Origin of the sequence: Streptomyces sp. NPDC096205, from assembly GCF_044763135.1 — a bacterium.
In the GTDB taxonomy this organism is placed as follows: domain Bacteria; phylum Actinomycetota; class Actinomycetes; order Streptomycetales; family Streptomycetaceae; genus Streptomyces.
Map to the genome: position 1 here is coordinate 123563 of NZ_JBIWFS010000001.1, position 20872 is coordinate 144434.

19 protein-coding genes are annotated in these 20872 nt (G+C 71.4%); 10 read left to right on the forward strand and 9 right to left on the reverse strand.

Features of this window, described 5'->3' with window-relative positions; all coding sequences use genetic code 11:
- Positions 1-71: 71 nt before the first annotated feature.
- From ACIQ6Y_RS00550 to ACIQ6Y_RS00560, 3 genes are all read right to left on the reverse strand, one after another.
- Positions 72-1502 carry a glycoside hydrolase family 32 protein gene (locus ACIQ6Y_RS00550; RefSeq protein ID WP_404030776.1) on the reverse strand — a complete coding sequence of 477 codons (1431 nt, stop codon included), beginning with the start codon at positions 1500-1502 and terminating at the stop codon, positions 72-74.
- Positions 1495-2865, reverse strand: coding sequence for a glycoside hydrolase family 172 protein (locus ACIQ6Y_RS00555; RefSeq protein WP_404030779.1), 1371 nt, complete (start codon positions 2863-2865; stop codon positions 1495-1497). The genes ACIQ6Y_RS00550 and ACIQ6Y_RS00555 overlap by 8 nt, the downstream gene beginning before the upstream one ends.
- 131 nt (positions 2866-2996) lie before the next feature.
- Positions 2997-4001, reverse strand: a complete 1005-nt coding sequence (locus ACIQ6Y_RS00560; RefSeq protein WP_404030782.1) for a LacI family DNA-binding transcriptional regulator — start codon at positions 3999-4001, stop codon at positions 2997-2999.
- Between the two features lie 229 nt (positions 4002-4230).
- Between ACIQ6Y_RS00560 and ACIQ6Y_RS00565 the strand changes: the two genes are divergently transcribed.
- The 5 genes from ACIQ6Y_RS00565 to ACIQ6Y_RS00585 are packed head-to-tail and all read left to right on the forward strand — an operon-like array spanning position 4231 to position 8748.
- Positions 4231-5538, forward strand: a complete 1308-nt coding sequence (locus ACIQ6Y_RS00565) for an ABC transporter substrate-binding protein (protein ID WP_404030784.1) — start codon at positions 4231-4233, stop codon at positions 5536-5538.
- 13 nt (positions 5539-5551) lie between these two features.
- Positions 5552-6427, forward strand: a complete 876-nt coding sequence (locus ACIQ6Y_RS00570) for a carbohydrate ABC transporter permease (RefSeq protein WP_404030787.1) — start codon at positions 5552-5554, stop codon at positions 6425-6427.
- Complete coding sequence (locus ACIQ6Y_RS00575) at positions 6424-7323, forward strand: carbohydrate ABC transporter permease (RefSeq protein WP_404030789.1); 900 nt, start codon at positions 6424-6426, stop codon at positions 7321-7323. Before ACIQ6Y_RS00570 ends, ACIQ6Y_RS00575 begins: the two co-directional genes overlap by 4 nt.
- 27 nt (positions 7324-7350) lie before the next feature.
- Positions 7351-7539: a hypothetical protein gene (locus ACIQ6Y_RS00580; protein WP_404030792.1), complete on the forward strand. Its 189-nt coding sequence runs from the start codon at positions 7351-7353 to the stop codon at positions 7537-7539.
- A 27-nt stretch (positions 7540-7566) separates the two neighbouring features.
- Positions 7567-8748: a NosD domain-containing protein gene (locus ACIQ6Y_RS00585; protein WP_404030795.1), complete on the forward strand. Its 1182-nt coding sequence runs from the start codon at positions 7567-7569 to the stop codon at positions 8746-8748.
- 30 nt (positions 8749-8778) lie between these two features.
- Here ACIQ6Y_RS00585 and prcB read toward each other — a convergent pair whose 3' ends face one another.
- From prcB to ACIQ6Y_RS00610, 5 genes are all read right to left on the reverse strand, one after another.
- Positions 8779-9636, reverse strand: a complete 858-nt coding sequence (gene prcB / locus ACIQ6Y_RS00590; RefSeq protein WP_404030797.1) for a proteasome subunit beta — start codon at positions 9634-9636, stop codon at positions 8779-8781.
- Positions 9637-9710: 74 nt separating this feature from the next.
- Positions 9711-10682: a YbhN family protein gene (locus ACIQ6Y_RS00595; protein ID WP_404030800.1), complete on the reverse strand. Its 972-nt coding sequence runs from the start codon at positions 10680-10682 to the stop codon at positions 9711-9713.
- A gap of 69 nt (positions 10683-10751) precedes the next feature.
- Entirely contained in the window at positions 10752-12221 is a 1470-nt protein-coding gene (locus tag ACIQ6Y_RS00600) for a hypothetical protein (protein WP_404030802.1), read from the reverse strand.
- A gap of 188 nt (positions 12222-12409) precedes the next feature.
- The gene (locus ACIQ6Y_RS00605) at positions 12410-14752 is read right to left on the reverse strand and encodes a glycoside hydrolase family 65 protein (protein WP_404030805.1); all 2343 of its coding nucleotides are present in this window, start codon (positions 14750-14752) and stop codon (positions 12410-12412) included.
- On the reverse strand, positions 14749-15489 hold the full coding sequence (locus tag ACIQ6Y_RS00610; protein ID WP_404030808.1) for a beta-phosphoglucomutase family hydrolase: 741 nt from the start codon (positions 15487-15489) through the stop codon (positions 14749-14751). The genes ACIQ6Y_RS00605 and ACIQ6Y_RS00610 overlap by 4 nt, the downstream gene beginning before the upstream one ends.
- A gap of 125 nt (positions 15490-15614) precedes the next feature.
- Here ACIQ6Y_RS00610 and ACIQ6Y_RS00615 point away from each other — a divergent pair, with 125 nt between their 5' ends.
- From ACIQ6Y_RS00615 to ACIQ6Y_RS00630, 4 genes are all read left to right on the forward strand, one after another.
- Positions 15615-16268, forward strand: coding sequence for a nucleoside/nucleotide kinase family protein (locus tag ACIQ6Y_RS00615; protein ID WP_404030811.1), 654 nt, complete (start codon positions 15615-15617; stop codon positions 16266-16268).
- An 80-nt stretch (positions 16269-16348) separates the two neighbouring features.
- Positions 16349-17944 carry a glycosyltransferase family 39 protein gene (locus tag ACIQ6Y_RS00620; RefSeq protein WP_404030814.1) on the forward strand — a complete coding sequence of 532 codons (1596 nt, stop codon included), beginning with the start codon at positions 16349-16351 and terminating at the stop codon, positions 17942-17944.
- Between the two features lie 109 nt (positions 17945-18053).
- Positions 18054-18971: a MurR/RpiR family transcriptional regulator gene (locus ACIQ6Y_RS00625; RefSeq protein WP_404030816.1), complete on the forward strand. Its 918-nt coding sequence runs from the start codon at positions 18054-18056 to the stop codon at positions 18969-18971.
- A gap of 256 nt (positions 18972-19227) precedes the next feature.
- Positions 19228-19608, forward strand: a complete 381-nt coding sequence (locus tag ACIQ6Y_RS00630; RefSeq protein ID WP_404030819.1) for a hypothetical protein — start codon at positions 19228-19230, stop codon at positions 19606-19608.
- 73 nt (positions 19609-19681) lie between these two features.
- On the opposite strand, the gene ACIQ6Y_RS00635 is transcribed toward ACIQ6Y_RS00630, so the two are convergent.
- The gene (locus tag ACIQ6Y_RS00635; RefSeq protein ID WP_404030822.1) at positions 19682-20032 is read right to left on the reverse strand and encodes a helix-turn-helix transcriptional regulator; all 351 of its coding nucleotides are present in this window, start codon (positions 20030-20032) and stop codon (positions 19682-19684) included.
- A 150-nt stretch (positions 20033-20182) separates the two neighbouring features.
- Here ACIQ6Y_RS00635 and ACIQ6Y_RS00640 point away from each other — a divergent pair, with 150 nt between their 5' ends.
- Positions 20183-20863, forward strand: coding sequence for an ANTAR domain-containing protein (locus ACIQ6Y_RS00640; RefSeq protein WP_404030825.1), 681 nt, complete (start codon positions 20183-20185; stop codon positions 20861-20863).
- The last annotated feature ends 9 nt before the right edge of the window (positions 20864-20872 follow it).

A 20872-nucleotide genomic window follows, 5' to 3' on the forward strand; every position in this document is an offset into this window, starting at 1 on the left:
TCACGTCACAGGTCCTCGTACGCCTCTCGCATCGCAGGTCCTCCTACGCCCCTCACGTCACAGGTCCCCCGTCACAGGTCCCAGGCGCGCACCTCGTACGCGACCCGCCGCTCCCCCACGGTGTCCGCCCGCAGCCGCCAGGGGCCCTTCCCCACCGGGTAGAAGCGCAGGGTGAGGGTGCGGCCCTCGGCGGTGAAGACCTCCACGGCGGAGTGGTCGATCAGCAGCCGCACCTCGGCCGTCGCGCCCTCCGGCGGCAGCCGCCACCGGCCCCGCCGGGCGCGCGGGTCGAGCGAGGCGTGGTCGCGGTCGACGATCAGCTCGCCGGTGCCGGGGTCGTGCACGAGGTCCAGGTACTCGGCGCCGTCGGCGGAGGTGAGCAGCCGCAGCCGGCCGCCGCGGCCCAGCCGGGCCGTCACATCGGCGGCGCGGGAGACGGAGCCCAGCTCCACCGCGTCGCCCGGTGTCACCTCTCCGGCCGCGTCGATCCGGCGGTCCCGGCGCAGGGCGGTCAATTCGAGGGCGGGCCGCTGGCGCAGGGTGCCGTCCTCGGCGGTGGTCAGTTCGCGGGGCAGCGACAGCATCCCGGCCCAGCCCGCCTCGTCGGTCCAGCCGCTCGGCGCGCCGACCCGCTCCGCGTCCCGGGCCTCCCAGAGCCACGCCCACATCAGCAGCCGCCCGTCGGGTGCGCGCAGCAGAGCGGGGGCGTAGAAGTCGGGGCCGTGGTCGAGGAGTCGGGCCTCGCCCGCCCGGAAGGTGCCGTCGCTCTCCCGGCCCGGGAAGTACGCCGTGCAGCTCGCGCCCTCCTCCGGATCCCAGGCGCTGACCAGGACGGCCCCGCTGCCGTCGGGGAAGGAGGCGTACTGGGCGCACTCCCAGCCCTCCTCGGTGTTCCGGCCGTCGCCCAGTGGCTGTGGCGCGCGGGCCAGGAAGACGCCCCGGTACCGCCAGTCCTCCAGGTCGTCGGAGTCGTACTCCAGGGCGGCGCCCCGGCCGTCGGCGAGTCCGGCGCCGACGAGCATCCGCCAGCGGTCGCCGTCGCGCCAGACATAGGGGTCGCGGAACATGACCGTGCCGTCGGGCGGTTCGGGGATCAGCAGCCGGCCGCGCTTGGTGAAGGTCGTACCGCCGTCGGTCGATTCCGCAGAGGTCACCGGCTGGTGCCACCGCTCCGGGTGACGTGCGGAGTAGAAGGCGGTCAGCCGCCCCTCGTGGGACACGGCGTTGCCGGACCAGACGCCGCCCTCGTCGTCGCCGCCGGGTGTGGGGGCGAGGGCGACCGGGAGGGCCTCCCAGTGGAGCAGGTCGCGGCTGCGGAAGTGGCCCCAGTGCATGTCGGCGTGGCGGGCGCTGTGCGGGTTGTACTGGAAGTAGACGTGGTAGTGACCGTCGTGGAAGACCAGCCCGTTGGGGTCGTTGAGCCAGTTCGCGGGCGGCCGCAGGTGTACGGCGGGAAAGTGCGGGTCGAGCGTCACCGCCGGCCGCACGGGCGTCTCAGTCATCGGCGCGCTCGTCGTAGCGGCGGCGGACCGCGGCGGCCTGCTTGATGTTGGCCTCGGACTCCTGCAGCGAGCGCTCGCCGCGCTGCCGGGTGCGTTCGGCGAGGTGCTCCATATGGCGCTCGAAGCGCGCCCGGTATCTCTCGCGCATCACCGCGATCTCCTCGGCGACCGCGCCCGAGCGCGGCGCGGCGGCCGGCATCGGCTGTCCCGCGGGCCGGACGGGAAGCCGCTGCTCCAGCGGCGGGATCGTGGCCTTCGGGGAGGGCAGGGTCTGGTACCAGTACGCCGTGGACGCCCAGTCGTCGGCGAGGTGGTTGCCGTGGCCGTGCTCGATCGAGACCTTGATGCGCTCCTCGAAACGGACCGGATCGGCCACGTGGAAACGGTAGTTGACGGAGTATCCGGGGACATCGGCCTCGTGGACGATCGCGCCGTGATAGAGGTAGGCGTTCTTCTGCATCCCCCAGGCGTGGTTGAAGTAGTCCTCGGTGCCGGTGCCGTGCAGGGAGGGCGGCCAGCTGGTGGAGCCGTCGGGCAGGAAGTCGTCGTCGATCCAGATCATGTCGTTGCCCTCGCCCCACCAACTGCCCTGCCGGTGGTGGACGGAGAGGTTGCAGCCGACGTAGTGGCCCCTGCCCTCGGTGTCGAGGATGACGTAGTTGTCCTCGCCGGTGAGGTCGGCGATATTGACCTCGGGGCTGTTGGTCTGGATGTCGGGTGCCCAGCCGTTGCAGGGGTTGCTGCGGTGGAAGCGGGCGTGGAAGTAGAGGGTGTCCTCGGGGAGTTCCTCAGGCAGCAGCTCGTAGTCGATGTAGAAGTACTGCTGGATCGGCAGGTCGTTGTCGTTGACCAGCTCGATACGGGCCCGCTTGTTGAACGGCATCGGCGCCCAGCAGTTCAGGGCCGCGCTGCCACCGAAGATCAGGGACTCCTCGGGCTTGGCGGAGACGGTGAACAGGGCCGACTGGTAGCTGTTGGGCAGACAGTGGCCGATGCCGAAGAAGTCGCCCAGCGGGACGAGGACGGCCGGCTCCTCCTCGTCGTCCCAGGTGATACGGATGAGGACCTTGCGGTAGTAGTCGGGGTCCGGCTCCTCCCAGTTGACGCCGAGCGCGTTGTGGATCTCCATGACCGGGGCGACGGTGTCGGCCTCCAGCGGGTCGATCAGGCCGGGGCCGAGGGTGCGGCGGCAGAACTGGGTCATCCAGATGTGGGTGATACGGCCGGGTCCCTCCAGGTCGGCCAGCACCCGGGAGGACTTCGCCGGGGTCGTCCAGTAGTCCTGGTTGCGACCCCGCTGGTCCCAGCTGGAGACACGGGCGGTACGGGCTCTCACCGGCCGGGAGAGGTGGTCGAGCAGCATGAGAGAGTGGTCCCTTCAGTGATGGTTCGTCGCTGAACTCGGGCGGCGGGAGACTGGACCTCTCCCGCCGCCCCTTCGAAAAGTCTCGGCAGCCGCCTCGCAGAAATCTCAGCAGCCGCTTCGCAGAAGTCTCAGCAGCCGCAGGACTCGCGGTACGTCGTCTCCGGCTCCAGCCGGATCGACCGGTGCCGGGCGGTGGCGGTGAGCGAGCCGTCGATGCGGCTGAGCAGCAGCTGCATCGCCGTGGCCCCGATGTCCTGGGCGGGCTGGGCGACGGTGGTGATGCCGGGGCGGAACAGGTCGGCGTGCGGGAAGCCGTCGAACGTGGCGAAGGCGAGATCGTCGGGGACGGCGAGCCCCAGTTCCTTGGCCGCCTCCAGCACTCCGACGGCCGTCTCGGTACTGGCGGCGACCACGGCCGTCGGAGCGTCCGCGCTGCGCAGCACGCCCCGTACCCGCTCCCGTGTCTCGTCCGCCAGTCCGCTCCCCTCGACGACCAGGCCGGCGTCGGACTCGATGCCCGCCTCGGCGAGCGCCTCCCGGTAGCCGCGCCGGCGCTCGGCGATGGTCGGCACATCGGTGTCCCCGGCGGCGAGCGCGATCCTGCGGTGGCCGTGCGCCACCAGGTGCAGCACCAGTTCCCGCATGGGCGCGGTGTTCTCCACGCCCACCTGGTCGGCGCGCACCCCGCCGAGACGGTCCATCACCACCACGGGTGTGCCCTGCTCCAGCACGGCGGCGATCTCCTCGCTGCGCGAGCGGGCCACCGGGGCCACGACCAGTCCGTCGACCCGGCGCTCGGTGAGCACCTGGAGGATGCGGGCCTCCAGGTCGGGGTCCTCGCCGGAGTTGGCGAGCAGGACGGTGTAGCCGGCAGCCGTGGCCTCCCGTTCGACGCCCCGGGCCATCGCGGCGAAGGCCGGTTCGGACACGTCGGAGACGATCAGCCCGATGGAGTCGGTACGGTTGCGGCGCAGCGCACGCGCCAGCCCGTCCCGCCGGTATCCGGTCGCCCGTACGGCCTCCTCGACCCGGAGCCGGGTCTCCTCGCGGACGGGCCGGGTGCCGTTGATGACATGGGACACGGTGGACGTGGACACGCCCGCCATGCGCGCCACGTCGTTGATCGTCGCCACGGGTGAGTGGCCTCCTCCAACTACGTCGAAACGTTTGCGCTGACGATCGCACGGCCGACGGACCTCGTCAATGCCGAGGACGGCCAGATCAGCGGCGTGTTGCGCCAACTCCCCGGGAAACAACCGCGACACACACTCTTGACACACCTCGCCTCCTGAGTACTTTTCATCGAAACGTTTGCGCGCAGCACTGCAGCAGTACGGCATCTCGACCGGAAGGCTCAGCACCATGGCGACTCCCCGTGCCAGAAAACCCCGCGGCCGGCTCCTGATCATGGCCACGGCGACCTCCCTGCTGGCGACAGCCTGCGGCTCGGCGACGAACACCGGCGGCGCCGCCTCCGACGGCGTGATCACGCTGTCCATGCACAACCCCGACAGCAGGACGCAGGACCCGGCGACCTGGCAGCTGGTCGAGGAGTTCAACTCCCGTCACCCCGACCTGAAGATCCGGCTGGAGGGCCAGCCGGTCGAACAGCACGAGCAGCGCATGACGATCGCCGCGCAGAGCGACACCCTGCCGGAGATCTTCTGGGTCTACGACTCGCTGGCGAAGACGATGGTCAAGGACGGCGACCTGCTCGACCTGACACCGATCCTCCAGGAGAAGAACCTGGAGGCGAAGTTCTCCCTGAGCATGCTGGCCGCCTTCCGCAGCGGGGACGGCATCCAGTACGGCGTCCCCTACCAGGCCCTGGTCACCGGCTTCTACTACAACAAGGCGCTCCTGGACGAGCACGGCATCGCCCTGCCGGAGACCTTCGACGAACTGCTCGCCGCCGTGAAGAAGTTGAAGGCGGAAGGCGTCGTGCCGATAGCCCAGGGCGCCAACAGCTCGGCGTTCAGCGTGTGGGCGTTCCTGACGATGCTCGACCGCTTCGGCTACGAGCAGAAGTACCCGGCGATCCTCGCGGGCAACGCCCGCTACGACAACCCCGACTTCCTGCGCCTGTACGGGCATGTGCGTGAGCTGGCCGAGGCCGGCGCCTTCCCGGAGAACATGACGACGCAGACGTACGCCCAGGCGGTCGCCTCCTACACGGCCGGCAAGGCCGCCTTCCTGGACGCCGGTGTCTGGGAGGCCGCCAAGATCGAGAAGAGCGGGGTCGGCAGGAGCACCGGCTTCTGGGCCGGCCCCACCTTCGCCGACGGGGTCGGCGAGCAGAAGCTGGTGATGAACGTGCCGTCCGCGCCCTTCGTGGTGAGCGCGAAGGTGAAGGAGGACAAGAAGAAGTACGCGGCCGTGAAGGCGTTCATCCAGTTCTACTACAGCGACGAGGGCCAGCAGATCCTCGTCGACAACGCCCAGCCGCCGGTGACCACGTACCGGCCCCAGGTCGATCCGAGGAAGCACCCGGTCTTCACCGCCGTCCTCGACGAGGCGGCCAAGCCGGGCTGGAAGAGCCCCGCCGCCCAGCCCGACCTGGTGGTGTCGGCGGCCACCGCCAGCGCGATGTACGACAGCTTCTACGGCGTGATGAGCGGCAGCCTCAGCCCGCAAGAGGCCGCGCGCAGCGTGCAGAAGTCCCTCAAGTGAGGGCCGCGGCGCAATGAACTGGCTCACCACACGCCGGCACTTCGCGCTCCTGGTCGCGCCGGCCCTGCTCCTCTACAGCCTGTACATGATCTTCCCGATCCTGTACTCCCTCTTCTACAGCGTCACCGACTACGACGGCGTGAGCGCCACCGCCTTCACGGGCCTGGACAACTACCGCCACATGGCCGACGACCCGGCCTTCTGGACCTCGCTGCGCAACACCGGGATCGTCCTCGGCATCGCCCTGTTCCTGCTGGTCCCGCTGGGCTTCCTGCTCGCGGTGCTGCTCAGCGGCGGGGTGCGGGGCAGCGGGGCGCTGCGGGCGCTGGTGTTCGCGCCGGCGATCGTGGCGCCGATCCTGGTCGGCCTGGTGTGGATCTTCATCCTCGATCCGCAGATCGGTCTGCTCAACGCCTTCCTGCTGGCGATCGGCGTCCCGGCCCACCCGCAGTGGATCGGCGGCCCGACCCTCAGTCCGTACTCGATCGGCTTCGTCTATCTCTGGCAGCAGATCGGCTTCGTCCTCACCATCTTCTACGCCGGTCTGCGCATGCTGCCCCGCGATGTGCTGGAGGCGTCCAGCCTCGACGGCGCCACCCGGTGGCAGCAGCTGAGGCACATTCAGATACCCATGCTGCGCGAGACGTTCGGCATCGTGACCGCGCTGGTCGTCACCGGTGTGTTCAAGGTGTTCGAGCTGGTCTACGCGCTGACCGGCGGCGGCCCGGTCCATCTGTCCGAGGTGCTGGTCAGCTACATGTACCACGTCACCTTCACCACCCAGCAGTACGGCTACGGCATGGCGCTGGCCGTGGTGGTCTTCGCCGTCGGCGCGCTCGCCTCGGCGGCCACGTTCCTCGGCAACCGCGAGGAGAGGAGCGGACGTTGAGCATCGTCAAGACGCGCCCGAGGGCCGCCACGCGGCCGGCGTCCGCCTCGGGGCGGCCGCTGCCCCCACGCCGCCCCCGGCGCGGCCGGCTCGTGGCCTCGGCGGCCGCCTATCTGATCACCTTCGTGATCCTTTTCCCGCTGCTGTGGATCGTGCTGCTGTCCTTCCAGAGCAACGACCGCATCCTGGGCCGCTCGTTCTCCCTCGGCGATCTCACCCTGGGCAACTACGAGCGGGCGCTGGAGACGCTGAACCTGCTGGTGATGTACAAGAACACGCTGATCCTGGCGGTCGTCTCCGTCACGGCCGGGCTGTTCGTGTCCTACCTCGCGGCGTTCGCCCTGACCCGGATGGTCCTGCGCCGCAGGCGCGTGCAGTCCACCCTGCGCTACTACTTCCTGGCCGGGCTCGCCGTCCCCGTCTATGTGCTGCTGTTCCCGGTGTACCGGATCGACATCGCGCTCGGCCTGTTCGGCACGCACCTGGCGCTGATCCTGCCGTACATCGCGGTCACGATCCCGTTCAACATCCTGCTGCTGACCGGCTTCCTGCGGGACTTCCCCGAAGAGGTCGAACAGGCCGCCGTGATGGACGGGGTGGGGCTGTGGCGGATGGCCTGGCGGGTGGTGTTCCCGCTGATGCGGCCGGTCGTCGCCACGCTGGCGATCCTCAATGTCGTCTACGTCTGGAACGAGTTCCCCTTCGCGGTGACGCTCGTCAACGACCCGACGCTGACCACGGTCTCCCTGGGGGTGTCCCAGTTCCAGGGCATCTACAGCGTCGACCACGGCGCCATGATGGCGTCCGCCACCCTCGTCCTGCTGCCCCAACTGGCCCTGTACGCGGCCTTCCAGAAGCAGGTCATCGCCGGCATGACCGCCGGCGCCGTCCGCTGAACCCCGCCCTTCTCCTCAGGAGCAGCCATGCCCGCTGAGAAACCCCTCGCCCGCAGGTCCGTGCTGCGTGCGGCCGCGCTGGCCGCGCTCGCCGGTCCGGTGCTCGGCCGCCCGGCGCAGGCCCAGGCCCAGGCCGCCGAGCGCCCGCTCCCGCCGGGCCGGCCCACGGCGCCCCCGCGCCATCCCGCGTACGAGGCCATCGTCGGCCTGCTCTGACCCGCCGCCCGCATCGGAAGGAACCCCATGGCAGACACCGTCTACGACGTCACCACCTGGCCGGGAGCGTCCGTCTCCCCGTACACCGACATCGGCAAGGTGATCAACGAGATCATCGCCGACATCAAGGCCAAGCAGACCACCCAGAACAGCAGACCGGGCGCGGTCATCTACATCCCGCCGGGCCACTACGACCTGCTCACCCGGGTCGTGATCGACATCAGCTTCCTCCAGATCAAGGGCTCCGGGCACGGCTTCCTGTCCGAGGCGATCCGCGACGAGTCCGCCACCGGGTCATGGGTGGAGGTGCAGCCCGGGGCCAGTCATGTCCGGGTGAAGAACACCGACGGGCACCGGGAGGCGTTCCTGGTGCAGCGCACCGGGGCGCCGGGGACCGTCGGGCGGCTGAACTCCGTCGTGTTCCAGGACTTCTGCATCGACGGCGTGTCCTCGTCGAAGCCGTACACGCCGGGCAACTCCAAGATCGGCATATCGGTGCAGTCGGACAACGACTCGCTGCGCTTCGAGGGGATGGGCTTCGTCTACCTGGAGCACGCGATGATCGTGAAGGGCGCGGACGCCCCGTCCTTCACCAACAACTTCGTCGCCGAGTGCGGCAGTTGCATCGAACTGACCGGCGCCTCCCAGGTCGCGAAGATCACCAACAACTTCCTGATCAGCGCCTGGGCCGGCTACTCGGTGTTCGCGGAGAACGCCGAGGGCCTGCTCATCAGCGGCAACAGCGTGCTGTGGGCGTGCAACATCACCCTCGCGGGCTGCCATCGCGCAACGATCACTTCCAACAAGCTGCTGAGCAACTTCCCCTCCATGATCGCGCTGACCGACGGCAGTTCGGGCAGCCTGATCGGCTCCAACCACTTCCGGCGCGTGTACGGCGACGGCTCCAGTACCCGCTACGACGACCTGTTCGGGCTGGTGCACATCGACGGCAGCGACAACGCCGTGATCGGCAACCAGTTCTCCTTCCAGGTCGACGCAGCGAACATCCGGCCCTCGGGGGCCTCGCCGACGATCATCCTGGTCAAGGGTGGCAACGCCAACTACCTGGCCACCAACAACATCGTCGCCGACCTCGGCGTCAAGGTCGTCCTGGACGCCTCGACCACCGCGACCAAGGTGCTCTACAGCGCCCGCAGTTCACAGCTCGACGCGTTCACCACCAACCACGCGGCGGTGTACACGCCCTGACCGGGCCGGACCGGCCGGGCGCCGCCCCTGTCACGGGGTGGCGTTCGGCCCGTCGGGGCGGCTGTGGCGCTGCTCGACCATCTCGCGGGTGAGCTGCTCCGTCTCCTGCTCGGAGAGCCGCTCGAAGCCGTCCTCGGTGATCACGGACAGGATCGGGAAGATCCGCCGGTTCAGGTCGGGGCCGCCGGTCGCGGAGTCGTCGTCGGCGGCGTCCCACAGCGCCTGGAGCGCGGCGAGCGCCGCCTCGCGGCGGGACATCCCCGGCCGGTACAGCTTCTTCAACGCGCCCCGGGCGTACGGCGATCCGGAGCCCTCGGCGTGGAACTCGGCCTTCTCGTAGGTGCCGCCGACGACATCGAAGGAGAAGATGCGCCCGCGCCGGCCCTCGTCGCGGGTGACGTCGTAGCCCGCGAGCAGCGGGACGACGGCGAGGCCCTGCATGGCCTGGCCGAGGTTCTGCCGCAGCATGCCGGAGAGCCGGGACGCCTTGGCGTTCAGCGTCATCGGCGCGCCCTCCATCTTCTCGAAGTGCGTCAGCTCGACCTGGAACAGCTTCACCATGTCCACCGCGAGGCCGACCGTGCCGGCGAAGGCGACCGCGGTGTGGTCGTCGGCCGGGTGCACCTTCTCCAGGTCGCGCTGGGCGATGAGGTTGCCCATGGTGGCGCGCCGGTCCCCGGCGACTAGGACGCCGTCGCGGTAGGTGAGGGCGAGCACGGTCGTGCCGTGCGGGAGGCTGTCGGCCGCGGCGCGCACTCCGTCCGGGAACGGCCGCCGGGTGGGGAGCAGTTCGGGCCGGTGGGCGCCCAGGAACTCGGTGAACGACGACGTGCCCGGGGTGAAGAACTCGTCCCCCAGCCGGCCGTCGGTGTCGCTGTGTGCCGCCATGCTTCTCCCCCTCGGCCTCGGTCCCGCCATCCCAGTCCTACCTGGCGCGGGCGCGCGGGAAACTCCGTCACGGCTCACAGTGCCCGGCGCCGCAGCAGCACCCCCAGCACCAGCAGGCCCGGGACCAGCGGCAGCCAGACCGTCAGCAGCCGGTAGCCCAGCACGGCGGAGGCGGCCGCGGCGGTCGGTGCCCCGGCCGCGGTGAGGGCGATGGCGAGCACGGCGTCCAGGGAGCCGAGCCCGCCGGGCGTGGGCAGCAGGGCGGCCGCGCTGCTCGCGGCGAGATACAGCAGCGCGACCCGGGCCGGCGGCAGCGGCAGGGCGATGGCCTGGGTGACCGCGATCAGCACCACCGCGTGCAGCAGCGCGAAGGCCAGCGAGCCGCCCCACAGGGCCGCGGCCCGGGCGGGCCGGGTGTGCACCCGGCGGATATCGGCGCGCACCGCGGCGAGCGCCCCACGGCAGCGCGGCCCGAGCGGCGTGCGCAGCAGCAGCGCCACCACGACGGCCACCGCGAGCGGCACCGTCAGGCCCACCGGCGGGATGCGCGGCATCTGGAGCACGCCCGGACAGGCGAGGGCCAGTACGGCGATCAGGGCGCCCCGCACCAGCGCGCTCGCGGCGGCCTTCACCCCGAGCGCGGTCGCCGCGCGTGCGGCCGGGACGCCGCGGCGCATCAGGAAGCGCATGTTGACGGCGCCGGCCCCGACACCGGCGGGCAGCACATGGTTGGCGGCCGACGCGGCGATCTGCACGGCCACCAGCCGTCCGGCGGGCAGCGCCTCGGCGACCGCGCCCTGCTGGGCGAGAGCCGAGCACGCCCAGGTCAGCAGGGTCGCCGCCGCGCCCACCAGCAGCCAGCCCTGGTCGGCGACGGCCAGCCGTGCCGCGCCGCTGCGCAGGACGGGCCAGTGGTGGTGGGCGAGGAAGCCGGCGGTCAGGACGACGGCGAGGGAACCGGCGGTGTGCCAGTAGGCGCGTCTGCGGACGGGGGCCGCCGCGGTGACGCTGTCGGTCGTGGCGGTGGTGCACTCCTGCGTCGTCATACGGCTCAACCTTTCCGGTCCACCGAGGCGCCGACTGCGTATGTCCGTCCTCTCATACGGTTTTCCCGCTCAACCGTCTCCTCCCTCCTGGGCCGTCGGAGCCACGTACAGGTCGAACCCGGCGAAGCCGTGACGGGGCCAGGAGCGGGCGTAGCGGGGCGGGGTGCTGCCGGTCCGGGCGATCGTGGCGACGGGATGACGGCGGCTCTCCTCGAGGATGGCCGCCTTGGTGGTGTTGGCGTTGTGGCCGATGGTGTTGCCCGAGGCGCAGCCGGTGTAGTAGCCGAGCGGAATGGACTCGAAGCCGGTGATCAGACACGGTGGCTGGACGCCGAGCCGGTGCAGTTCGTCCGCGGTGCGGGCCCAGTCCCCGCGGGCGTCGACGGTACGCCCGACCACGCTGTGGAGCACGGCGCCCTGCACGGCCAGGTGTCCGGCGAGCGCGGCGGCGACCAGCGTCGCGGCGACCGGCCGCCAGGCGCCGCCGGGCCGGCGCACCAGATGCCACAGCGCGTCGGCGACGGGGATCGCCAGCAGGGCGTAGAAGGGCAGCAGGAAGCGGGGTGCCGCGTAGCCGATCAGGAACAGGTACGGGATGCCCGCGGTGAGGGCGCAGGCCACCGGCACGAGGGTGCGTTCGGTGCGGCGGGCGCGGACGGCGAGCCACAGGCCGAGCCCGGCCAGCACGGGCAGCGTGAACCACCACAGGACGATGACCGGGTTGGGGAGGTCGCCGGTGCAGGGCCGGCACAGGGCGCGCCCGGTGAGGCTGCGCAGCTGGTCGCCGATGGCGATGTTCCAGCCGAGGCCGCCCTGGATGCGGGACGCCTCGTCGAGGCGCTCGGTGAGTCCGCCGTAGCTGACGTACGCCTCGATCACCCACTCGGCGGCGCCGGCCGCGAGGCCGCCGAGGAGCGCGGCGAGCAGCCGCCGGTGACGTACCGCCAGGACGAGAACGAGGAGTGGCAGGGTCACCCAGACGGCGTCCGTGGGCCGCATCAGTGCCATCAGGGCGGCACTTCCCGCGACACCCCACAGCGCGGCGCGGTCGCCCTGACCGGCGCGGACCCGCAGCACGCAGCCGGCGCAGACCAGGGCGCCGATCGCGACCCAGTAGTTGGGCATGGCCTGCGGGCCGTAGAAGACGGTCACCCACAGGGAGGCGAACAGGGCGCCCGCGGCGGCCAGGACACGCTCGGGGAACAGGCCCCGCCAGGCGCGCAGGGCCAGATACAGCCCGAGTGCGGCGAGGAGCGTGAAGTAGATCCGCAGCAGGGTGGTGGACGACGTCCAGGACGCGACGGGCGCGGCCAGCAGGGTCACACCGCGGGCGCGGGGTGCGCTGAAGAAGGCCGCGGGCGCGTGGTCGCCGACCTGGCTGACGTAGACGATCTCGTCCCAGCCGAGGCCCATACGGGGTGGGACGAGCAGGAGTTGGACCAGGACGAAGACGCCCGCGACCAGTGCGGTCGCGCTCGGTCTCGCCAGACGCAGGGTTTCGGTGCGGGTCGCGCGGGTCGCGCTCGCGGTGTCGGCCATCGGTCGGCCCCTCCCCGATGGTGCACACGGCTCATCGCTGTTCGGACTGATGTGGGAAAACAAGCAAAAAGTAACCCACCGTCCGAGCCCCTGCAGAATGCCGTACGGCCAACTGACCGATGGAATCCAGCCATGCGAAGGCCCCGCGATCCCGGTGGGGCGGGTCCGCGGGGCCTTTTGAGGGGCGGTCAGTGATGGTCGGGGCGGCGGTGCCGGGGCTGCTCCGGGGCGGGGAGGTCGACGGGTGCGGGGACCGCGCGCACCGCGGGTCCGTCGCTGCCGACGGTGAGGACCTCGCCGTGGTGGCGGATGCGCAGCGGCTCCCCGGACAGCAGGGTGTAGGTCGCCTTTTCCTGGGTGATCTCCACGCGCAGCCGGCGACCGAGGAGCTGGAGGGAGAAGGCCAGACGGCTGAGCGTCTCCGGCAGGCGGGGCGCGAACCGCATCCCGTCGGCGTCCCGGCGCATGCCGCCGAACCCGGCGACCAGCGCCATCCAGGTGCCGGCGAGGGAGGCGATGTGCAGCCCGTCGCGGGTGTTGTGCTCCAGGTCCTGGAGGTCCATCAGCGCCGCTTCGGTGGTGTAGTCGTAGGCGAGCTTGAGATGGCCCGCCTGGGCGGCGATGACGGCCTGGCAGCAGGCCGACAGGGAGGAGTCGCGGACGGTGAGCGGCTCGTAGTAGGCGAAGTTGCGGGCGATGTGCTCCTCGTCGAAGTGGTCGGGGCAGGTGTACATCGCCAGGACCAGGTCGGCCTGCTTGACGACCTGTTTGCGGTAGAGGTCGAAGTAGGGGAAGTTCAGCAGCAGCGGGTACTGCTCGGGGCTGGTGTTCTCGAAGTCCCAGCGCTGGTAGCGAGTGAAGCCCGCGTGCTGCTCGTGGACGCCGAGGTCGCGGTTGTACGGGATGTGCACGGCCGCGGCGGCCTCCCGCCAGGAGGCGCTCTCCTCGTCGTCCACGCCGAGCTGCGCGGCCTGCTTCGGGTGGCGTGCGACGAGGTCGGCGGCGGCGAGCAGGTTCGCGCGGGCCATGAGGTTGGTGTACGTGTTGTCGTCGGCGACCGCGCTGTACTCGTCCGGGCCGGTGACGCCGTCGATGTGGAAGACGCCGTGCGGGTCGTGATGGCCGAGCGAGCGCCACAGCCGGGCCGTCTCCACCAGCAGCTCCACGCCGGTCTCGCGCTCGAAGTCGGTGTCGCCGGTGGCGTCCACGTAGCGGACCACGGCGTCGGCGATGTCGGCGTTGACATGGAAGGCGGCCGTGCCGGCGGGCCAGTAGGCCGAGCCCTCCGAGCCGGCGATGGTCCGCCAGGGGAAGGCGGCGCCGCGCAGGCCGAGCTGGGCGGCGCGCTCCCGGGCGGCCGGCAGCGTGTTCTGCCGCCACCGCAGCGCCTCGGCGACCGCGTCGGGCGAGGTGTAGGTGAGCAGCGGCAGCACGAACGTCTCGGTGTCCCAGAAGGCGTGCCCGTCGTAGCCGGAGCCGGTCAGGCCCTTGGCGGGGATGGCGCGCTGCTCGGCGCGGGCGCCTGCCTGAAGGACGTGGAAGAGGGCGAAGCGGACGGCCTGCTGGATCTCCTCGTCGCCGTCGACCTCGACGTCGGCGCGGGCCCAGAAGTCGTCCAGGTACGCCTGCTGTTCCTGCAGCAGGCCCTCCCAGCCGCTGTGCCGGGCGGCGGCGAGCGCGGCGTCGACCTGGTCGCTCATCGCCGGGCGGGAGCGGGTGCCGGACCAGCCGTGGGCGACGAACTTCTGCACGCGCAGGCTCTGTCCGGGCTCCAGGACGGAGGTGACGGTCAGCCGGGCCACGTCCTCGTCGCTCTCCCGGGCGGTGGTGGTGCCCTCGGGTCCGGCCACGATGTGGTCGGCGGCGACGGCGACCCTGAGGCCGCTGTTGCGGGTGCGGTGCACCAGCCGCAGCCGGGTGCCGGACGCGAAGTCCTCCTCCGGCTCCAGCGGCGACTTCAGGGTCATCGCGGCGCGCGGGTCGCCGTTGGAGCCGGGCAGCGACTCGTTGGCGACGAGCTCGGACTGGATCACCACCCGGGCGCGGGAGTCGACGGGCTCCACCTCGTAGGAGATGGCGGCGATGGCGCGCTGGGTGAGGGAGACCAGGCGGGTGGAGCGCACCCGGATGGTGGAGCCGGCCGGGGAGGTCCACTCGCAGACCCGGGTGAGGATGCCCCGGCGCAGGTCCAGGGTGCGCTCGTGGGCGACCAGGCGGCCGTAGCGCAGGTCGAAGGGCTCGTCGTCGACGAGGAGCCGCAGGACCTTGCCGTTGGTGACGTTGATGACGGTCTGCCCGGACTCGGGGTAGCCGTAGCCCGCCTCGGCGTAGGGCAGCGGGTGCACCTCGTGGACGCCGTTGAGGTAGGAGCCGGGCAGTCCGTGGGGCTCGCCCTCGTCGAGGTTGCCGCGCCAGCCGACATGGCCGTTGGACAGCGCGAACACGGACTCGCTCTGTGCGAGGACGTCGAGGCCGAGGGACGTCTCGCGGACGGTCCAGGGCTCGACGGCGTACGAGCGTTGGGTGATCACGCCTTGCCTCCCAGTTCGGCGAGGTCCTGCACGACGACGTCCGCGCCGTGCTTGTACAGGGCGTCGGTCTGGCCGACGCGGTCGATGCCGACGACATAGCCGAAGTCGCCGGAGCGGCCGGCGTCCATGCCGGCCAGCGCGTCCTCGAACACCGCCGCCTGCTTCGCCTCCAGGCCCAGGTCGCGGGCGGCGGCGAGGAAGGTGTCGGGGTGGGGCTTGCCGGGCAGCCCGCGTTCGGCGGCCACGACCCCGTCGACCCGGACGTCGAACAGGTGCTCGGCGCCGATCGCGCGCAGCACGTCACGGCAGTTGGCGCTGGAGGACACGATCGCGGTGCGCAGGCCCGCGGCGCGGGCCGCCTCGATGTAGCGCAGGGTGCCGTCGTAGGCCTCGACGCCGCCGGTGCGGATCTTCTCCAGCAGCAGCACGTTCTTGCGGTTGCCGAGGCCGTGCACGGTGACGGCGTCCGGTGGATCGTCGGGTGTGCCCTCGGGCAGTTCGATGCCGCGTGCGGCGAGGAAGGTGCGGACGCCGTCGGCGCGGGGGCGTCCGTCGACGTACTCGTCGTACTCCTCGACGGCGTCGAACGGCCGGAAGGCCGGGCCCTCGCGTTCGCGCAGGAAGGCGTCGAACATCTCCTTCCAGGCGGCCGCGTGCACGGCGGCCGTCTTGGTGACGACGCCGTCGAGGTCGAACAGGCAGGCCTGGATGCCTTCGGGCAGACCGAGATCCGTCATGGGAGTCATGGTTCCCCGGAACGGCCACGTCAAGTGAACGACCTGCGTCACAGCGGATGTACTTCCGGATGTCAGCGGCCGGACCGAGACACTCCAGCGTGTGACGGGCTGAGACACTCCTGCCTGTGGCTGTGACCTTCGACGACCTGCTCGCCCGGGCCCGCGCCCTCACCGACGGCCGGCGCCGCGCCCTGCTCGGCATCGCGGGCGCGCCCGGCGCGGGCAAGACGACCCTGGCCGGGCATCTGGTGCGGGCGCTGAACGCGGACGGCGCGCCGTGGGTGGCGCATGTGCCGATGGACGGCTTCCATCTGGCCGACGTGGAGCTGGACCGGCTGGGCCGACGCGACCGCAAGGGCGCCCCTGACACCTTCGACGCGGCCGGGTACGCGGCCCTGCTGCACCGGCTGCGGGCGGAGGCGGACGGCCCGGACACGGTGTACGCGCCGGGTTTCGAGCGGGTGCTGGAGCAGCCGCTGGCGGGCGCGGTGCCGGTGGAGCCGTCGGCGCGGCTGGTGGTGACGGAGGGCAACTACCTGCTGCTGGGGACGGGCGCCTGGGCGCGGGTGCGGGCCGAGCTGGACGAGGTGTGGTTCTGCGGGCCGGCGGAGAGCGAGCGGATCGCCCGGCTGGTCGCCCGGCACGAGGAGTTCGGCAAGGCCCATGAGGAGGCGGTCGCCTGGGTGCTGGGCACCGACCAGCGCAACGCCGACCTCGTCGCGGGGACCCGGCACCGCGCCGACCTGGTGGTGCCGGCGTCGGCGATGCCGGTGCCGTAGCTGAACGGCCCACCGCCACGGACCGTACCCGCGTACGGCGCTTGCGGTCCGCGTACGGCGACCGGTGCGAAGGTGGGGGCATGGCACGGCGGACGGTTCTCGGGCGGTGGGCGGTGGTGCTCGCCGTGGTGCTGCTGCTGGCGCAGATGGCGGTGGCGATGGTGACCACGGCCCTGCGGCAGACCCCGACCATCGACGAACCGGTCTACGTGGGCACGGCCGTGGTCCAGTGGCGTGAGCACACCCTGCGCTGGAACCCCGAACACCCGCCGCTGGGCAAGCTGCTGATCGGCGCCGGGGTGGCCTTCGCGCAGCCCCGTCTGGAACCGCCGCTGCCCGCCGACCAGGGTCTGCTGGGGCGCCGGCTGCTGTACGAGTCGGGCAACGACCCGTGGCGGGTGATGCTGTGGGCCCGGCTGCCGGTGATCGCGCTGGCGCTGCTGTGCGGTCTGGTGGTGTTCGCCTTCGCCCGTGAACTCACCGGCGCGGCGGGCGGGTTGACGGCGCTCACGCTGTACGCCTTCTCCCCCGATGTCATCGCGCACGGCTCGCTGGCCACGCTGGACGTGCCCGCGGCCGCGTTCCTGCTGGCCTCCGCCTGGCTCGCCTGGCGGGCGCGCCGCCGGCCGGGGCTGTATCTGCCGCTCGCAGGCGCGGCGCTCGGGGCGGCGGTGGCCACGCGGATGAACACGCTGGCGGCGGTGCCGGTCCTGCTGGCGCTGGCCGTGGTGTCCGTACGGCGTCGTCGGCCGGGTTCGCCCGCAAGTGCGGCCGTGGGCGCGGGAGTTGTGGCGCTGGCCGCACTGGCCGTCGTATGGGCGGCGTATCTCGCGGTGGACCCGCGGCTGCGGTGGGCGCCGGAGCAGGTGCCCGAGGTGCGGGGGCTGCGCGAGGTGCTGGTCGGGCTGCTGCCGCTGCCGGAGCCGTTCCGCGACGGGATGCGGCTGCAGTTCGCGCTGGAGAACCGGCCCTGGCAGGGCTTCTTGTTCGGGCACCTCTACACCGGCTCGAAGTGGTACTACCTGCCGGCCGCGCTGCTGGTGAAGACGCCGCTGGGCATGCTCGCGCTGTGGGCGGCGGGCGCGGTGGCGTGTGTGGCGGTACGGCGGTTGCGGCCGGCCGCACCGTACGTGCTGCTGCCGGCCGCCGTGCTGCTGCTGGCGGCGATGCAGGGCTCGCGGGACTTCGGCACGCGGTACGCGGTGTTCCTGCCGATGTTCCTGGCGGTGGCCGCGGCCGGGCTGCTCGCGGCCCGGTGGCGGTGGGCGCCCGCCGCGGCGGCGGGGCTCGCGCTGTGCGTGGCGGTCAGCTCGGTGCGGGCGTACCCCTTCTATCTGCCGTACTCCAACGAGGCGTTCGGCGGACCGGCGTACACCCGCTACCGGCTGCACGACTCCAACGTCGACTGGGGCCAGGACCTGGGGCGGCTGGCGGAACGGCTGCGGACGCGCTGGCCGGGGCAGCGGGTGTGGCTGGTGTACAAGGGCAGCGGGGTGCCCGCCTCGTACGGCATCGAGGCGGCCGATCCACGCCGGGTGCCCGCGAGCCGGGTGCACGGTCTGCTGGTGGTGTCCGACTCGGCGGCGGCCAAGGCCCGCGGCAGGCTGGCCGAGCTGCTGGCGAGCAGCCGGCCGGTGGAGGACGTGGGTCATTCGATCACGGTGTACCGGCGTTGAGGACAGGGTTCGCCGGGGTCTACAGGCGTTGAAGATCACCGCGGCCGCCCTGGTCAGCACGGTCGGTGAGCTATGTTGAACGTTCGTGGGCAAAAAAGGAGGCACACCGGTGCCATCGCCGCAGCAGGCACGTGCGCAGGCGTCCGCGATCACCTCGCCGAAGGCGGTCGTGGAGGTCGAGGCCGCACCCGCCTCTCAGCTCAGGACGCTCTTCGACCGACCACGGCTGTCGCCCGGCCAGCGCCGTATCGCCCAGTACCTGATCGACCACCTCACCGAGGCCGCGTTCCTGTCGATCACCGACCTCGCCGACCGGGTGGGGGTCAGCCAGCCCTCGGTCACGCGGTTCGCCGCCGCGGTCGGCTTCAGCGGCTACCCGGCACTGCGCGAGCGGCTGCAGACGATCGCCCTGGGCACCATCGGCGGGACCGGCGTCTCGGAGGAGAGCGGCAACGAACTGCAGTCCGCGGTCGACGCCGAGATCGAGAACCTGGAGAACCTCCGCCGCGACTTCGCCGACCCCGCGCAGGTCATCGACACCGGCCGCAAGCTCTCGGAGTCGACCCCGCTGACGGTCCTCGGCCTGCGCATCTCCGCCTCGCTCGCCGAGTACTTCGCCTACGCCGCGCGCCGCATCCACCCCGACGTACGGCTGGTCACGCTCGGCGGCAGTGTCGCCTACGACGCGCTGCTGCAGTCGCGTGAGGCGGGCGGCACCTGGGTGCTGGCGTTCTCCCTGCCGCGGCACGCGCAGGAGACGCTGTCGGCGATCCGGGTGGCCCGCCAGGCGGGGCTGCGGGTGGCGCTGATCACGGACCTGGCGCTGGGACCGCTGGCCGACGAGGCGGACGTCACCTTCGCCACCGGGACCGGCTCACGGCTGGTGTTCGACTCCTACGCGGCCCCCGGCCTGATGGCCGCCGCGCTGCTCCAGGCCATGACGGACGCGGACCCGGAGCGGACGCACGCGCGGCTGGAGGAGTACGAGCAGATCTCCGAGCAACATCAATTCTTCCTCAAGGACTGAGGGTCACTCTTGGCGCTTTGAGGGCTGTTCACACCCAAACCCGGCATGAATTTTTTCATGCGTATTGCATACCCGGCGGTATATATAAATACTGCAGCGGACGCCCGGGCCGTCGTCTCCCTACCCGCGACGACCCCCGGGCTGTTCGGTCGGGCATCGCCTGCGCGAGCCCCCGTGGGCGGCCCCGGTCATCCCCTAGGCCGGGGCCGCCCACGAACCCGTCGAGGTCCCCACGACGCCGCACGACCCGGAAGCGATGATCATGCCCCTGACGACCATGCGCACAAGCCCGGACTGGCCCTGCCAGGTCAAGACGCCCGGCAGCTACGACTGGGAGCGCTCGGCCGCGAAGTGGCTGCGCGAACTGGTACCGGCGCGGTACGCCAGCTACCCGGCGCTGATGCGTCACCCCGTGCTGCTGGCCCGCCACGCGCAGATCCAGGTCCAGCAGGAGATCCGGGTCGCCCGCACCGCCCTGCAGACGGCCCGCGCCGACCTGCCGCGCCTGGGCATGCCGGAGTCGGTCATCGAACACACCATCAAGATGTACGCCGCCGAGGTCATGCAGCTGCAGCACATCGCGCGCAGCGTCCGCGCCGTCAGCGAGGCACTCGCGGACCGCACGGCGACACGCTGACGGTCCGGTACACCTCAGGCCTGGCGACAGGCCTCACGCACACGCCGGCACACTCGGCCGGCTCACGCCCCGCTCAGAAGTCGGCCGGAGCCATGCCCGGATCCACGGGGCGTCCCGAGCGGTCGGCCTCGTCCTGCACGAGCAGCGAGAGCAGCGCCGCCACCGTCAGACCGGCCTCGGCCGGATGGCGCAGCACCATCCCCGGCTCGATCCGATAGGTGTTGCCCCGCCCTTCCCGCCGGTGCGAGAGATACCCGGCCTCTTCCAGGTCCGCGATGATCTTCTGCACGGCGCGCTCGGTGAGCCGGCAGTAGGCCGCGATGTCACGGATTCTGGCGTTGTGATCATCGGCAATGGCGGCCAGCACGCGGGCGTGATTGGTGAGAAACGTCCATCCTGTATGCGGCTCAGGCACTCCACCCATGCCGACAGCATACGACCAATCATTCCCGCAAACCAAAGCGCGAAATAGATTTCATGTATCCCTTGACGTATCCCCCTGTCCGGTCCAGCCTTGAAGGGTAGAGGAAGGCAGGAGTCCGCAGCGGAGTACGAGCCCGAGGGAGAGGCCGCAATGCCGGAGCCCGCGTATTCGGCGTCCTCAGCCGGCGACATGGTCGAGGCCGGGGCAGGAGCGGAGGACTCGCCCCCCGAACACCGGCCTGAACAGCTCACCGTCGACAGTCGTGCCGACGGTGACCGTGTGGTGGTCGAGGTACGCGGCGAGTTGTGCCTGGAAGTCGACCACGAATTCAAGGACCGTCTGTACCAGGCCCTGGAGCACTCGGTGTCGGGCCTGGATCTGGACCTGAGCGGCGTGGGCTTCTGCGACTGCTCCGGTCTCAACGCCCTGCTACGGGTGCGCAGGCAGGCCCTGGCCGACGGCAAGACCATCACCGTCCGGGCGGCCGGGCCCGTGGTGGAGCGGCTGTTCGAACTGACCGGGACCCAACCGCTGTTCGCGTCCGACGCCGAGCACGACGGCGGGCCCGACCTGGGCGTCGAGGTGGTGCAGTTGCGCCGGGCGATGCGTACCCGGCCGACCATCGACCTGGCCCGCGGGGTCCTGATGGCGACCTTCGGACTGAGCCCGGACCAGGCCTGGGAGGTGCTGGTGCACAGCTCGCAGAACACCAACACCAAGCTGCACCGGCTCGCCGAGCACCTGGTGGAGGCCGTCCAGGGCGAGCCCCCGCCCGAGGCCGTGCAGCAGGAGGTCGCCGCGGCGGTGGCCCGCGTGGAGTCCGGGGCGTGACCGCTCGAC

Bases quoted from the DNA above. Each gene is read 5' to 3' on its own strand.
- prcB (WP_404030797.1), bottom strand. From the start codon at position 9,636: ATGGCGGCACACAGCGACACCGACGGCCGGCTGGGGGACGAGTTCTTC.
- ACIQ6Y_RS00620 (WP_404030814.1), top strand. From the start codon at position 16,349: ATGGCACGGCGGACGGTTCTCGGGCGGTGGGCGGTGGTGCTCGCCGTG.
- ACIQ6Y_RS00550 (WP_404030776.1), bottom strand. From the start codon at position 1,502: ATGACTGAGACGCCCGTGCGGCCGGCGGTGACGCTCGACCCGCACTTT.
- ACIQ6Y_RS00630 (WP_404030819.1), top strand. From the start codon at position 19,228: ATGATCATGCCCCTGACGACCATGCGCACAAGCCCGGACTGGCCCTGC.
- ACIQ6Y_RS00635 (WP_404030822.1), bottom strand. From the start codon at position 20,032: ATGGGTGGAGTGCCTGAGCCGCATACAGGATGGACGTTTCTCACCAAT.
- ACIQ6Y_RS00580 (WP_404030792.1), top strand. From the start codon at position 7,351: ATGCCCGCTGAGAAACCCCTCGCCCGCAGGTCCGTGCTGCGTGCGGCC.
- ACIQ6Y_RS00555 (WP_404030779.1), bottom strand. From the start codon at position 2,865: ATGCTGCTCGACCACCTCTCCCGGCCGGTGAGAGCCCGTACCGCCCGT.
- ACIQ6Y_RS00640 (WP_404030825.1), top strand. From the start codon at position 20,183: ATGCCGGAGCCCGCGTATTCGGCGTCCTCAGCCGGCGACATGGTCGAG.
- ACIQ6Y_RS00595 (WP_404030800.1), bottom strand. From the start codon at position 10,682: ATGACGACGCAGGAGTGCACCACCGCCACGACCGACAGCGTCACCGCG.
- ACIQ6Y_RS00570 (WP_404030787.1), top strand. From the start codon at position 5,552: ATGAACTGGCTCACCACACGCCGGCACTTCGCGCTCCTGGTCGCGCCG.
- ACIQ6Y_RS00600 (WP_404030802.1), bottom strand. From the start codon at position 12,221: ATGGCCGACACCGCGAGCGCGACCCGCGCGACCCGCACCGAAACCCTG.
- ACIQ6Y_RS00610 (WP_404030808.1), bottom strand. From the start codon at position 15,489: ATGACGGATCTCGGTCTGCCCGAAGGCATCCAGGCCTGCCTGTTCGAC.
- ACIQ6Y_RS00565 (WP_404030784.1), top strand. From the start codon at position 4,231: ATGGCGACTCCCCGTGCCAGAAAACCCCGCGGCCGGCTCCTGATCATG.
- ACIQ6Y_RS00585 (WP_404030795.1), top strand. From the start codon at position 7,567: ATGGCAGACACCGTCTACGACGTCACCACCTGGCCGGGAGCGTCCGTC.